The sequence below is a fragment of the Micromonospora sp. NPDC050187 genome (genome assembly GCF_044459745.1).
Lineage (GTDB): Bacteria > Actinomycetota > Actinomycetes > Mycobacteriales > Micromonosporaceae > Micromonospora.
Window position 1 is genome coordinate 95,959 of the sequence record NZ_JBITJH010000013.1, and the last position, 13,866, is coordinate 109,824.

The window sequence follows — 13,866 nt, forward strand, 5'->3', positions numbered from 1 at the left end:
CGGCGGTGTTCGGGTAACTACGGATTCACCTCCTGCCTGCCCCGTACGTAGGCGCCTTCCCGGGCGGCGGCTGCGGCAGCTTCGGCGGCCCGGTCGGCGGCGGCGACGTCGAGGGGGTCGCCGCTGATCAGCAGGCGGTAGTAGAGCGGTGCCGACACCGCGCGTATGACCTCGTGGCTGTCGGTGCCGTCGGGTACTTCCCCGCGGCTGACGGCCTGTTCCACGCAGGGGGCCCATTCCCTGATGCGGATGTCGTAGAACCGGCGTAGCGCGTCAGCCGTTCTGGGGTCGCAGGTGGCTGCCGCGATGACCGCCTTGAACAGCGCACCCTGGCGTGGGTCGGTGAGGGTCCGCTGCACGAGCCGCGCGTTGGCCCGCAGGTCGGTGCGGAGTGAGCCGGTGTCGGTGCGGGGCAGTGACTGTTCGGCCATGTCCACGAGCAGGTCCGCGACCAGGCCAGCCGGTGATCGCCAGCGGCGGTAGAGGGTTGTCTTGCCCACGTCCGCGCGACGAGCGACGTCGGCGAGGTCCAGGTGGTCGAAACCGTGCTCCGCGAGCGCGTCCCCGGCGGCCTGTAGGACCGCCGCGCGCACCCGCGCCGTGCGCCCGCCGGGACGGACGGTTCCGACTGCGGTCTCGTCAGCACTCATAACGGGTCTCCCGTTTCGTTTAGGGCTCGCGGCTGTTATCGTAGCCAGCGTCTTAATGGAACGCCGGAACCGTTAAGGGTTCGGCGGATGGGCTACGGCGCTGCCGGGCCACGGAAGGGTCACGATGGAATTCCGACGATTGGGTGCATCCGGGCTCAAAGTCCCCGCGTTGAGCTTCGGTGCCGGCACGTTCGGCGGCCGAGGGCCACTGTTCGGCGCCTGGGGGACCACGGATGCCCGGGAGGCACGCCATCTCGTGGACATCTGTCTGGAGAACGGCGTCACGATGTTCGACACCGCCGACGTCTATTCCGACGGCGCGTCGGAAGAGGTGCTGGGTCAGGCGATCAAGGGCCGCCGGGACGAGGTCATCCTGTCCACCAAGAGCGGCTTGCCGATGGGCGAGGGGCCCAACGACGCCGGCTCCGCACGCCTGCGGCTGATCAGGGCGTGCGAGGACGCGCTGCGTCGACTCGGCACCGAATACATCGACCTCTTCCAGTTGCACGCCTTCGACGCAGGCACGCCGATCGAGGAGGTGCTGTCCACGCTCGACGGGCTCGTGCAGGCGGGCAAGGTCCGCTACCTCGGTGTGTCGAACTTCGCAGGCTGGCAGTTGATGAAATCGCTCGCCATCGCGGAGCGGCGCAACCACCAACGCTACGTCGTCCACCAGGTCTACTACTCCCTGCTCGGCCGGGACTACGAGTGGGACCTGATGCCCCTGGGGATCGACCAGGGTGTCGGCGCGGTCGTCTGGAGCCCGCTCGGGTGGGGCCGGCTCACCGGCCAGGTGCGCCGGGGAAAGCCGCTACCAGCGCAGAGCCGGCTGCACCGGACCGCCGACTACGGCCCACCGGTCCGGGACGAGGACCTCTTCCGGGTTGTCGACGTCCTTGACGAGATCGCTCAGGAGACCGGCAAGGCCATTCCGCAGATCGCCCTCAACTGGCTACTGCAACGGCCCACGGTGTCGTCGGTCGTCATCGGCGCCCGCAACGAGGCGCAGCTCCGCCAGAACCTCGGTGCCGTCGGATGGACGTTGACTCCCGCCCAGATGGCCAGACTCGACGCGGCGAGCACACGGACAGCGCCCTACCCGCACTTTCCGTACCACCGTCAGGAGGGCTTCGCCCGCCTGAACCCACCGGTCGTACGCAGCGCGGACCGACCGGCCGCATGACGCGCTCGTCGTCACCCCGGCATCCGCCCCGGCAGCGGGGCGGTGCAACTCAGGTGCCGCAGAACGTCCGGTAGGTGCCGAAGTCCGGTGGGGCGGGAGCGGCGTAGCGGTCGCGGCCGTCGCGCTCGTCGTAGGGGGCGGTCACGACCTCCAGCAACCGTCCGAGCGGAGCCAGGTCACCGTCGGTCGCGGCGGCGAGAGCCTCCTCGACGAGGTGGTTGCGGGGGATGTAGAGCGGGTTGACCCGGTCCATCGCGTCGGCGTCCGGACCCAGGGCACGCCAGCTCGTCAACCAGTCGTCGACCGTGTCGGGGTCGAGGAACAGGCGGCGCGTGGGCTCGACCTCGCCCCGGGCGGCGGCGGCGAGCACGCGGAAGAAGGACGTGAAATCGACCTGGCTCGCCCGCAACAGGCCGAGCAGCTCCTCGACCAGCGGTGCGACGACCGCCTGGTCGAGGCCGTCGGGCAGGCCGAGCTTGGCCCGCATGCCGGCGGACCAGACCGCGTCGTACTGAGGACGAAACCCGCCGAGTGACTCCACCGCCAGGGCGACCGCTCGATCCTCGTCGTCGTGCAGGAGGGGGAGGAGGGCCTCGGCGAGTCGGGCGAGGTTCCACTCGGCCACCTTCGGCTGGTTGCCGTAGGCGTAGCGCCCGCCGTGGTCGATCGAGCTGTAGACCGTGGCCGGGTCGAAGGCATCCAGGAACGCGCACGGCCCGTAGTCGATGGTCTCGCCCGAGATCGTCATGTTGTCGGTGTTCATGACCCCGTGGACGAACCCCACGAGCATCCACCGGGCCACCAGCGACGCCTGGGCAGCGACCACCGCCTCGAAGAGAGCGAGGTACGGGCGCTCGGCCCCGGCGGCACCGGGATGATGCCGGGCGATCGCGTGGTCGGCGAGGCGGCGCAGGAGGTCGACGTCGCCGGTGGCCCTCGCGTACTGGAAACTCCCGACGCGCAGGTGACTGTCGGCGACCCGGGCGAGCACGGCCCCCGGCAACGGGGTCTCGCGGTGCACCGTCTGCCCGGTGGCCACCACGGCGAGGGACCGGGTCGTGGGGATGCCCAGGGCGTGCATGGCCCGGCTGACGACGTACTCCCGCAGCATCGGACCGACCGCGGCCAAGCCGTCACCGCCGCGCGCGAACGGCGTACGGCCGGAGCCCTTGAGATGCAGGTCGCGGAGGCGGCCGTTCGCGTCGACCAGTTCGCCGAGCAGCAGCGCGCGCCCGTCGCCGAGCCGTGGGGAGTATCCGCCGAACTGGTGCCCGGCGTAGGCCTGCGCCACCGGGGTCGCGCCGCCGGGGACGGCGGTGCCGACCAGCAGCCGCACGCCGTCGGGGCTGCGCAGCCACCCGGGATCGAGGCCCAGTTCGACGGCGAGCGGCTCGTCGAGCACGAGCAGTCGTGGGTCGGGGGCCTCCTCGGCCTGCCAGGGGACGGCCATCTCCGCGAGTTCACGGGCGAAGCGGCCGTCGAGGGCGCCGGTCGGTGGCGGGGCGATACTCACCCCGACAAGGGTACGGGGGACCCGGGGGAGAGCCAGCGGTCGCTGCGTAGCGCGGCCCGCCGGCCGGTCCTGTCGTTTGTCAGTAGTGCGGCAGCAGGCGACCGAAGGCCCGCCGGGCGCGGATCATGGCAGCTCCGGGCCGGGTACCGGCCGGGATGTCGCCGTCGGGCCGGCCGACCCGGGGCGCGGGCACCATGTAGCCGAGCCGGACCGACGAGGGGTCGGTGGTGGCACAGGCACAACCGGTCCGCGATGTTACGGACCCACGTGGCGGCGAGAAAGTGCCCTGCGAGTTGAACAGCTGTTCGTCGACGACCGAGACGCCACAGCCGCGTGCCCGGTGGCCCGCTCCGGGCGGGGGTGGACGAGCTCGGCGACCGGCTCGACACCTACGGGGCCGGTGCCGGTGGACCGGGAGCGGGCGGCGTTCACCGTTGTGCCGGAGCGGGTGCTGTCCGCGCCGACCGTGCACAGCGTGCTCCGTCCGCCCCGCTGAGCCGCCCCCCACCGCCTACCTTTTAAGTCCTATGTGCTGACTTGCGCACTTCGGAGGGCCGAGTCCATACCCACTGAAGAAGCCAATCGGCAGTCGGAAAAGGACAGCTTCCTGACATTCCGAAATTGCTGATCTCGCCCTGTTCGTAGCATCGACGGCACTGGTCCGGTCGCAAAGACAATGAAGGGAGCAACCGTGACTGAGCAATTCTCGCATTCACTTCGGCGCCGTCGGGGGATTCTCGCGGGCGCATTGAGCCTGCTGCTGGCCGTCGCCGCAGTGGGGTCGTTCACCGCCATGGCCACCGCCAAGCCGTCTGCGGTCACCAGCACGAACACGGCGAGCGTGCCTGCTGGTGTCTCCGCACAGGGGATCGGTGTCCAGGCGATCCCGGGCAACTGGACCCTCGCTTTCGACTGGTACTGCGACGGCAGCTACAGCACCACCCCCATCGTTTTCAACGCCAATGGAACGTGGAGCGACGGTTCCGGATACACGGGGCCGTGGGTCTCCGTCGCCGGTATGTTGACGTTCACCTTCAACAATTCGGAGACGACATATTCCGGTGTCGTCGCCAGCAGGTCGGTCACCGGCATCCAGACCACCTTCACCGGACTCAGCGGGTGCTTCTACATGGTGCAGGGCGGCGCGCTGTCCGTTACCGGCACGCACGACGACCGCCGCGACGCGGCCGGCAAGTCCTGACCGGACAGACGCCCGCAGCTGTCTCCTGACAGTTGGCCGGAGCCGTGCTCACCGGCCCGGGTACGCGATCACCGCGTACCCGGGCCGGTCCCGGTGCCCGACATCCCACGCAGGATCGTCGCGTCGCAGAAGACCGGTTTCGGTTCGCCCGGCACCCGGACGAACGAGTAGCGGGGCAGCCCCCGCCGCCGGAAGAAGCCGGCCGCAGGCGGCCAGGTGAAATGCGATAGACGACGATCTCTTGGTGGCGTGGATCGACGCCGCGTGGGCAGGTGGACCTGCGGACGGCCTCTCCGACGAGTGCGAACGACGGCGGTTGCCGGAGACGGCGTCGGAGGTCCACAGTCTGAGGGTGTCGAACGGGTGTCGCTGGCGACCAGTCGCTCCCGGACCACCGCGATCGCGACGCCCCGGCGTCCGGGAAGGAACAACCGCGTGCCCACAGCGCCGTACCGCGACCCCGCCCTGCCGGTCGCCGACCGTGTCACCGACCTGCTCGCCCGCATGACCGTGCCGGAGAAGGTCGGCCAGATGCTCCAGCTCTCGGCCCAGGACGGGGTGCGCGACCTGGTCGAGCGGATGCACGTGGGATCGATCCTGCACGCCTCACCCGAGCGGATCGTCGAGGCGGTCGACCTGGCCGCCCGGACCCGGCTGGGCATCCCGTTGCTCGTCGCCGAGGACTGCATCCACGGCCACTCGTTCTGGGCCGGCGCGACGATCTACCCCACCCAGCTCGGCATGGCCGCCACCTGGGACCCGTCGCTGGCGCAACGGGTCGCCCGGGCCACCGCCGTCGAGGCCGCCGCCACCGGGGTCCACTGGACCTTCTCCCCGGTCCTGTGCATCGCCCGGGACCTGCGCTGGGGCCGGGTCGACGAGACGTTCGGCGAGGACCCCTTCCTGATCGGCGAGTTCGCCTCGGCGATGGTGCGCGGCTACCAGGGCTCCGGCCTGACCGATCCGACGGCGGTCCTGGCCTGCGCGAAGCACTTCGCCGGGTACTCCGAGACCCAGGGCGGCCGGGACGCCAGCGAGGCCGACATCTCCCGGCGCAAGCTGCGGTCCTGGTTCCTGCCGCCGTTCGAGCGGGTCGCCCGCGAGGGCTGCCGCACGTTCATGCTCGGGTACCAGTCCATCGACGGCGTGCCGGTCACGGTGAACGGCTGGCTGCTCGACGAGGTCCTGCGCGGCGAGTGGGGCTACACCGGCACCCTGGTCACCGACTGGGACAACGTCGGCCGGATGGTCTGGGAGCAGCACATCCACGCCGACTACGCGCAGGCCTCGGCGGCGGCGGTGCGGGCCGGCAACGACATGGTGATGACCACGCCGGGTTTCTTCCAGGGGGCCCAGGACGCGATCGTCCGCGGGCTGCTCGACGAGACCGACCTGGACCGGGCGGTCAGCCGCATCCTCACCCTCAAGTTCGAGCTGGGGCTCTTCGAGGACCCCCGCCGGCCGGACCCGGAACGCCAGGCGCAGGTCGTCGGCAGCGCCCCGCACGCCGCGCTCAACCTGGAGGTCGCCCGCCGCAGCCTGGTGCTGCTCCGCAACGACGGCACGTTGCCGCTGGCCGGCGGACGCACCGCCGACGACACCGGGCGCGCCGTCGCCGGAGACGACCCGACGCCCCGCCGGATCGCGGTCGTCGGTCCGAACGCCGACGACCCGCACACCCAGCTCGGCGACTGGGCCGGTGCCTCCGGGCAGGCCGACTGGCTGACCGACGGGCACCCACGCGACCTGACCCAGACCGTCCTGGACGGGCTGCGCGCGCACGTGCCGCCGAACTGGACCGTCACCCACGCCCGTGGGGCCGACATCCTGACCCTCGGGCCCGACCCGGCCGGTGGGTTCTTCCCCGACGGGCAGCCCCGACCACCCGTGGTCGTCCCCGCCGCGCCCGACGAGCGGCTGATCGCCGAGGCCGTCGAGGCGGCCCGGAACGCCGACTACGTCGTCGCGGTCGTCGGGGACCGCATCGAACTGGTCGGCGAGGGCAAGTCGACCGCCACCCTGGAACTGGTCGGCGCCCAGGTCGCCCTGCTCGACGCGCTCGCCGCCACCGGCCGGCCCCTGATCGTCGTCCTGATCGCCTCCAAGCCCCTGGTGCTGCCGCCCTCCGCGCTTTCCGCCGCCGCCGTGGTCTACGCCGCCAACCCGGGCATGCGGGGCGGTCGGGCGGTCGCCGAGCTGCTGCTCGGACTCACCGAACCGGAGGGCCGCCTGCCGATCTCCTTCGCCCGGCACGCCGGCCAGCAGCCCACCTACTACAACCAGATCCGGGGCCAGCACGGCACCCGGTACGCCGACCTCACCCAGAGCCCGGCGTTCGCCTTCGGCGAGGGCCTGAGCTACACCACCGTCGAGTACGCCGACCTGCGCGTGCTGACCCCGACGGTGGGCGCGCGGGACACCCTGCGGGCCCGGGTCGAGGTCCGCAACACCGGGCACCGCCCGGTGCGGGAGACCGTGCAGGTGTACGTCAGCGACACGGTCACCTCGGTCACCTGGGCGGAGAAGGAGCTGAAGGGGTACCGGAAGGTGTCCCTCGCCCCCGGTGAGGCGCGCACAGTCGAGCTGACCCTGCCCGTGGCGAGCTGCGCGCTCGTCGACGCCCGGGGCGCGCGGATCGTCGAGCCGGGCGCGTTCGACCTGCTCGTCGGGGCGTCCTCCCGGGACGAGCACCTGCTGCGGGCCGGCTTCACCGTGGTGACCTGACTGACCGGCCTGACGGCCAGCGGATGGTCTGCGGTGGCGGTTCACCCGAGGCTGCTTCTGATGATCGGTCCCTCAGGCCTGCCGGACCGGCCCAGGCGCCACTGTGGACGATGGGACATACTCCACGGACGGGAAGCGATAGGGCGCCTGTGCCGGGGCGTGGGCCCGGGTCCGGTGGGCGGGACTCCGGTGGGGTAGGGGCTTGCCCATCCCCTTCTGAGTGGTGGAACGGACGAGCGCCGTGCGGGACGACCTGGGGGCGTCACGCCTGCCCCGGGCCATCGCTCCCGCCGTACACATGCGAAGGGTATGGATTCATGCGACGACCAGCCGCATCGTTGGTGAGCCTCGCGCTCCTGGTCGGCATCACGTCGGCGTGTACGGACAGCGGCGAGACAACCGCCCGGGATGACGCGACCGACACGACGGTCACGGTCGGCGAGTCCGAGCTCGACGGCGGAAGCCTCAAGCTCACGACGGTCGAGCCGCCGACGGTGGGGACTGGCGGCTACAAGCTGTTCGGCGGCTCGGCGACCAAGGTCGAAGTCCAGGGCGGCAAGCTCGAGCCCGACGCCAACGCCACCATCACCATCTCGTACCCCGAGAACGCCACGCAGGAGCAGGTGGACAATCTGGCGATCCTGCGCCTGGAGGACGACGAGTGGGTGGCGCTGCCGCCGGACTCCGTCGACAAGAAGAAACACACCGCGACCGTCCGCACCGATCGGTTCTCGGTCTGGGACATCGGCTGGTGGGACGTCGAGCAGGCGACAGAGCGGGCCAAGACCACGGCCAGGAACCTGCTCAGCAGCGACAACCTCCTCCTGGGCGGAATCGGCCGGGCCGCAGGCAACCCGCCGGTGGCGCAGGACTGCAAGTACCAGGCCCTACCGCTCACGATCACGCTGAAGGCCTTCGTGCCCAAGACGATCGAGTGCGTCACGTTCGTCCGGGAGGACGCCACCCGGAAGACGTTCACGCTGCACCTCAGCAACCGCCACACCGAGCCGTACCTGCTGCGACTGCCCAGAGGGGTCACGTACGAGGCGGTCACCCCCGAACCAACCAACCCGTACAGCCTGCTGGTCGACCTGCTCGGTCGCCGCATGAACGACCAGTCGGTCGTCATGGCGGGCGGCAGCATGATCACTTTGAAAGTGGACGCCGCGCAGTTCGGCAGGGACAAGCCGTTGGTCATCAGCGGTTCGCTGGACCTTGCCCGCCCCATCCTCGACCTGATGTCGGCCTCGCTCCAGGTGGTCATGCCGGCCAAGCCGACCGACGCTGTCGTCCGGGCCATCGCCGCGACCGACCAGGCCGCCCGGGTGGGTTCCTGTGTCTACAAGCACTTCGAGAAGATCGCCCAGCTCAAGCCGACGACTACCCAGGCGCTCGGGGACGCCGTCGGTGATGCGTTCACGGACTGCGCCGAGGTCATGAAGAACCTCGGTATGATCCTGGCCCAGAAGATGGTCGAAGGCTGGAACCCCGCGCAGTACGCCTCGGCCGCAGCCAAGGCCCTGCTCGGGTCGCAGATCAAGGCCGTCGTCCTGATCTGGCAGAACTCGCACGTCATCCCGCAGATGATCGGCGTCGTTGACGAACTGGCCCGCAACGGCTTCCGTACGTACACCGCCGAGGTCACCTACCAGGACCCGCCATTCGACCGGCTCGACGACGTCATGCCGGTAGCCGGTGGTGCCTTCGACAACCCGAGCAGCCCGCACGCCTCGGTGCGCACCTTCCCGACGATCGGCACCCAGTGTGTCGACAAGATCGCCGGCAACGACTGGAACAACTGGCTGCACAGCCCGTCCCGGTTCGCGGGTAAGTGGTACACGCAAGGCAAAACCAGCTCCGCCGCCTACGTCACGTACGTGAAGCCGCAGTTCCGCAGCACGGTCAAGGACTACTTCGTCCACCTGACGGGCAACGGGGAGTGCAATGGCAAGCTCAAGGAGGAGCACGGCACCTACCACCAGGAATGGCGCAGCTACGACAGCAAGCCGGACCTGAACGGGTTCGTGGTCTTCCACCGAGTCTTCGTCTACCTTCCGAACAGCGACGGCTGGACGCCGTTCTTCAGTGCGACGCTGTTCGATCCGGTCACCGGTGCCCTGGTCTATCTGACCGTCTCCGACACCGTGCAGACGCTCGGGGAGGAGGTCCCGGCCGAGGACGTGCTGAAGTCGAAGCTGAGTTCCCAGCTCGAGTACCTCACCCACCGCACGGATGCACAACTCGGAACGAGCTTCGTCCCCGCCGGCTGAGACCCGGGTGCGGAAAGCGCCGGGCTCGACCGCGAGCACCCTGATGCCGAACGGCGCGACCTCCTGCCGCAACACCTCCGTCAGCCCCTCGACGGCGAACTTCGCCGCCGTGTAGAAGCCGAATCCGGGCGTGCCGACCAGGCCGGCAACCGAGGACATGTTGACGATGCAGCCGGCGCGCCGGGCCCGCATCCCGGGCAGCACGGCGCGCGTCACCCGCAGCACCGAGAAGAAGTTCAGTTCGAACGTCTTGCGTACGGCGGCCTCGTCCATGCCCTCGACTGAGCCGTACCAGCTGCGGCCGGCGTTGTTGACCAGTACGTCGGTGCTCCCGAAACGCCGTTCGGTCAGGTCCTCATGACTTCCTTTCGGATTTCCTTCCTGAAACGGTTCGATGGTCCGGGGGGCGTCAGGGTGCGATCTCCAGCTGACGGATCCGGTCGCCGGCGAGCGTGAACCGCCAGGTCAGATCGGCCGTACCGCCCGGGAAGTTCCCCTCGATGCGGCCGCTGACCAGGAAGGCGTCCGTCCCGGCCGGCTCCACCCGGCGCAGCTCGGTCGTGTACTCGTACCGCGACGCCGGCCCCTCCTGCCAGGCCCGGATCTCCGACCGGCCGCGCCGGGTCTCGCTCTCGTCGACGACTGCCGCGTCCTCGGCGAACAGACCGACCACGCTCTCGACGTCGCGCCGCGCGCTCGCGTCGAAGTACTCCTGGACGACCTGGGGAACTGCCGTGTCCATGTCTCTCCCTCCGCTGCTACATGCGCTACACAACTTACTGTAGCGCTACATGGCGTACCATAGCGCAATGCCTCGTCGTGTGCTGAGCGGCAATGCCCGGGACCGTCTCCTGCTGGCCGCCGCCGAGCTGATGGACAGTTCCGGCGACCGTGACCTGTCGACCCGGGCGGTCTGCGAGCGCGCGGGGGTGCAGGCGCCGACGCTGTACCACCACTTCGGCAGCAAGCAGGGCCTGATCGACGCGGTGATCAACCACGGCTTCAGCCAGTACGTCCATTCCCCGCGGCCCTCCGGCGACACCCGGGACGCGCTGGACGACATCCGCCAGGGCTGGGACGAGCATGTCCGGTTCGGGCTGGAACATCCGACCTTCTACGCCCTGCTCTACGGACGGGTCGAGCCCGGCCGGCCCTGCGCCATCACCGCGCCCGCCCACGCCATGCTGCGGGACCTGCTGGGCGCCGCCGCGCGCCAGGGGCTGCTGCGGGTACCGGTCGACGAGGCGGCCGAGCAGCTTCTCGCCGCCAACGTCGGCGTCACCCTCAGCCTGATCACGCAGCCTGAGGAGGCGCGCGACCCGGGCCTCTCGGACCGGGTACGGGAGGCCGCGCTCGCCGGCGTCCTCGACACCACCGCGCGCGGCGACTCCCCGGCGGCGACCCGCGCCAGCACAGCGCTGGCGCTGCGGACCCTGCTGGAGCAGGATCCGACCGGGCTCACCGCCGGGGAGCACGCGCTCCTCGGCGAGCTGCTGGACCGCCTCGGGCGCTCCTGAACCGTGCCGGTCCGGCCCGGAGCGGCAGGGGTTGACGGCGGTCCCTGCTGTCCCAGATGTGGCTGCCCCATAGGTGGGGCAGCTCGACAGTGTCGACGAAGTGCACTGTGCCCCGGTCCTGACGGCCAGCGCGGGCCACCTCTCTGGTCCCGTCCTCTTCGCCCGGTCGTAGGTTGCTACGCCCGGAACGATCTGATTGTCTTGCCAGGCTGGCGGGTTGATCTACAAAGGACGGTAAACGGGATGGTCTCGGCGCAGGAGACGACGCTGCAACAGCTGTTGGAGGGTGCGAAGCAGTATCACGTCCCGCTCTACCAGCGGACCTACTCGTGGACCGAGCTCCAGCTCGCCCGGATCTGGGACGATGTCTGCCAGCTTGCCAGGGACCGGGCGGACCACCCGACCGCCACCCACTTCATCGGCTCGCTGGTGCTCGCGCCCAGCCCCACCATGGGGCCGGTCGGGGTCGCCGAGTACCTGGTGGTGGACGGTCAGCAGCGGCTCACCACGCTGACGATCCTGCTCTGTGCCCTGCGCGATCATCGGGCCGAGCACGAGGACCCGAAACACCGGCTCCGGCTGGACCAGCAGTACCTGACCAACCCGTTCGAGGAGCAGCGCTGGCTCAAGCTGATCCCCACCCAGGCCGACCGGGACGCGTACGTGGCCTGTGTGAAGGCGACCCCGCAGGCCCGCGGTGACAACCCGGTGGGCCGGGCGTACCGGTTCTTCGCCAAGGCGCTGACCGCGCTCGGCTCCGCCGAGGACCCGGTCGACGTCGGGCAGATCGAGAGTGCCGTGGTCACCGGACTGGCGCTGGTGGCGATCACCGCCCAACCCAACGACAACGTCTACCGGATCTTCGAGTCGCTGAACAACACCGGGTTGACGCTCACCCAGGCTGACCTGCTGCGCAACTACCTCTTCATGCGGCTGCCGACCCGGGGCCAGACCGTGTACGAGTCGCTCTGGCTGCCGCTCCAGCAGCGGTTGACCTCGACGGAGCTGGTCCTGCTCTTCTGGCTCGACCTGGTCCAGCGCAACCCGAAGGTCAAGCAGACCGACACGTACGTCGACCAGCAGAAGCGCCTCGAAAAGCTGCACACCGAAGCGGACATCGAGGCGGAGGTACGCCGGTTCAGCCGGCTCGGCGCGCTGCTCCGGGTGATCCTGCACCCCGCCGAGGAGCAGGACCCGGGCGTGCGGCGGCGGCTGGAACGGCTCAGCGCGTGGGGCACCACCACCGTCTACCCGGTACTGCTGCACCTGCTCGACCGGCGGGACCAGGGCACCGCGACGTCGGCGCAGATCGCCTCGGCGATGCTGTACCTGGAGAGCTTCTTCGTCCGGCGGCTGCTGATCGGCCGGAGCACCATGAACATCAACCGCATCCTGCTCGCCGTGGTCACCGAGATGGACAAGGACCTGCCGGTGGACGAGGCGGTGCGGAAGTACCTGTCGACGGGCCGCAAACACTGGGCCACCGATGCGGGCCTGCGCGCCCTGGTACGGACCATCCCGTTCTACCTCAACGGCCGGGCCGGCCAGCGCAGTCTGGTGCTGCGCTGGTTGGAGGAGTCCCACGACAACAAGGAGCCGGTGGCGCTGGACAAGCTGACCATCGAGCACGTGCTGCCGCAGACCCTCAGCGACGAGTGGCGGAAGATGCTCGCCACCGACCTGGACGCGGACGAAACCCCCGATGAGGCGCACGACGCGCTCGTGCACACCCTGGGGAACCTGACCCTCACCGGCTACAACTCGGAGTTGAGCAACAAACCGTTCGCCGCCAAGCGGATCGCCCTGGCGAAGAGCGGTGTCCGGCTGAACCAGGACATCGCCGACCGGCAGCGGTGGGGCCGCTCGGAGATTCTGGCGCGAGCCGACGACCTCGCCGAGCGGATCATCACCATCTGGCCCGGCCCCACCGAGCAGACCGGCAACCAGTCCGACGTGCCCTGGGACGTACTGGCGAAGGCCCTCGCCGAGCTGCCAGCCGGCTCGTGGACCACCTACGGCGACCTGGCCGCCCTGATCGGCACGGCGCCACAACCGGTGGGGAACCGGCTGGCCAACCACCCGACCCTGAACGCCCACCGGGTGCTCCAGGCTGGCGGGATCGTCGCGGGCAACTTCCGGTGGCTCGAACCCGACCGTACCGACGACCCGCGTGACGTGCTGCGCGCCGAGGGCGTGACGTTCGACCAGCACGGCCGCGCCGACCAGGCCCAGCGCATCACCGTCGAGGAATTGGCGCAGCTCGCCGGGGTGACGCCGGCAGATCTGCCCGAGCCGTGGTCCCGCTCCAACAGTGACGTCGACCACGCCGCGCGGTTCATCGAGCAGCTCACCACGTCCCAGGGGCCGGCGGTCGCCACGGCCACCGCCGTCGTGCTCGACGCGTGGACCATGATGGGCGGAACCCTGTCCTATGGAAACGGCAACGAGACCTCCTGCTTCCTCATGGCCCGGGGGAAGGAACACGAGTACGGCAACATCTGGCCCGTGGCGCTCTACCCCAGCGGGAAGTGCGAGGTCGTCTTCCAGCACCTCAGCATCCGTACGCCGTTCGACGACGTGACCCTGCGGGAGGAGCTGCGGCAGCGGTTGAACCAGTTGCCGGGTGTCGAGATCGCCGCCGCCAAGCTCGCCCTGCGGCCGGGCTTTCCGCTGGCGGTGCTCGCCGACGCCGACGCCAGGGATGCTCTGCTCGACCATCTGCGCTGGTTCTATGACCAGGCACAGGCCAACGGCGACGACGAGCCGACGCTGGTCTGACCCTGCACCGCCCCGATCCACCGACCCGGA

The 13,866-nt window shown here is 70.0% G+C and carries 9 protein-coding genes and 1 pseudogene; 6 read left to right on the forward strand and 4 right to left on the reverse strand.

Annotated features, from left to right (window positions below; translation table 11 throughout):
- Positions 1–17: 17 nt before the first annotated feature.
- Positions 18–650 carry a TetR/AcrR family transcriptional regulator gene (locus ACIBJE_RS20455; RefSeq protein ID WP_396750557.1) on the reverse strand — a complete coding sequence of 211 codons (633 nt, stop codon included), beginning with the start codon at positions 648–650 and terminating at the stop codon, positions 18–20.
- Positions 651–819: 169 nt separating this feature from the next.
- Between ACIBJE_RS20455 and ACIBJE_RS20460 the strand changes: the two genes are divergently transcribed.
- Positions 820–1,833: an aldo/keto reductase gene (locus ACIBJE_RS20460; protein ID WP_396750559.1), complete on the forward strand. Its 1,014-nt coding sequence runs from the start codon at positions 820–822 to the stop codon at positions 1,831–1,833.
- A 49-nt stretch (positions 1,834–1,882) separates the two neighbouring features.
- Here ACIBJE_RS20460 and ACIBJE_RS20465 read toward each other — a convergent pair whose 3' ends face one another.
- A complete protein-coding gene (locus tag ACIBJE_RS20465) occupies positions 1,883–3,346 on the reverse strand; it encodes a YdiU family protein (RefSeq protein ID WP_396750561.1) in 1,464 nt (487 codons plus the stop codon).
- A gap of 691 nt (positions 3,347–4,037) precedes the next feature.
- On the opposite strand from ACIBJE_RS20465, the gene ACIBJE_RS20470 reads away from it, so the two are divergent.
- The 3 genes from ACIBJE_RS20470 (at position 4,038) to ACIBJE_RS20480 (ending at position 9,541) form a co-directional block, all read left to right on the forward strand.
- A complete protein-coding gene (locus ACIBJE_RS20470; RefSeq protein ID WP_396750563.1) occupies positions 4,038–4,547 on the forward strand; it encodes a hypothetical protein in 510 nt (169 codons plus the stop codon).
- 435 nt (positions 4,548–4,982) lie between these two features.
- Complete coding sequence (locus ACIBJE_RS20475) at positions 4,983–7,271, forward strand: glycoside hydrolase family 3 N-terminal domain-containing protein (protein ID WP_396750565.1); 2,289 nt, start codon at positions 4,983–4,985, stop codon at positions 7,269–7,271.
- Positions 7,272–7,588: 317 nt separating this feature from the next.
- Positions 7,589–9,541 carry a hypothetical protein gene (locus ACIBJE_RS20480; protein WP_396750567.1) on the forward strand — a complete coding sequence of 651 codons (1,953 nt, stop codon included), beginning with the start codon at positions 7,589–7,591 and terminating at the stop codon, positions 9,539–9,541.
- Between the two features lie 42 nt (positions 9,542–9,583).
- Here the strand turns inward: ACIBJE_RS20480 and ACIBJE_RS20485 are convergent.
- A pseudogene (locus ACIBJE_RS20485) lies at positions 9,584–9,937 on the reverse strand (SDR family NAD(P)-dependent oxidoreductase); the annotation flags it as partial.
- A 13-nt stretch (positions 9,938–9,950) separates the two neighbouring features.
- Positions 9,951–10,283, reverse strand: coding sequence for a nuclear transport factor 2 family protein (locus tag ACIBJE_RS20490; RefSeq protein WP_396750569.1), 333 nt, complete (start codon positions 10,281–10,283; stop codon positions 9,951–9,953).
- Positions 10,284–10,350: 67 nt separating this feature from the next.
- On the opposite strand from ACIBJE_RS20490, the gene ACIBJE_RS20495 reads away from it, so the two are divergent.
- Entirely contained in the window at positions 10,351–11,058 is a 708-nt protein-coding gene (locus ACIBJE_RS20495; RefSeq protein WP_396750571.1) for a TetR/AcrR family transcriptional regulator, read from the forward strand.
- 243 nt (positions 11,059–11,301) lie between these two features.
- The gene (locus ACIBJE_RS20500) at positions 11,302–13,836 is read left to right on the forward strand and encodes a DUF262 domain-containing protein (RefSeq protein ID WP_396750573.1); all 2,535 of its coding nucleotides are present in this window, start codon (positions 11,302–11,304) and stop codon (positions 13,834–13,836) included.
- Positions 13,837–13,866 lie beyond the last annotated feature (30 nt).

Bases quoted from the DNA above. Each gene is read 5' to 3' on its own strand.
- ACIBJE_RS20455 (WP_396750557.1), bottom strand. From the start codon at position 650: ATGAGTGCTGACGAGACCGCAGTCGGAACCGTCCGTCCCGGCGGGCGC.
- ACIBJE_RS20480 (WP_396750567.1), top strand. From the start codon at position 7,589: ATGCGACGACCAGCCGCATCGTTGGTGAGCCTCGCGCTCCTGGTCGGC.
- ACIBJE_RS20495 (WP_396750571.1), top strand. From the start codon at position 10,351: ATGCCTCGTCGTGTGCTGAGCGGCAATGCCCGGGACCGTCTCCTGCTG.
- ACIBJE_RS20490 (WP_396750569.1), bottom strand. From the start codon at position 10,283: ATGGACACGGCAGTTCCCCAGGTCGTCCAGGAGTACTTCGACGCGAGC.
- ACIBJE_RS20500 (WP_396750573.1), top strand. From the start codon at position 11,302: ATGGTCTCGGCGCAGGAGACGACGCTGCAACAGCTGTTGGAGGGTGCG.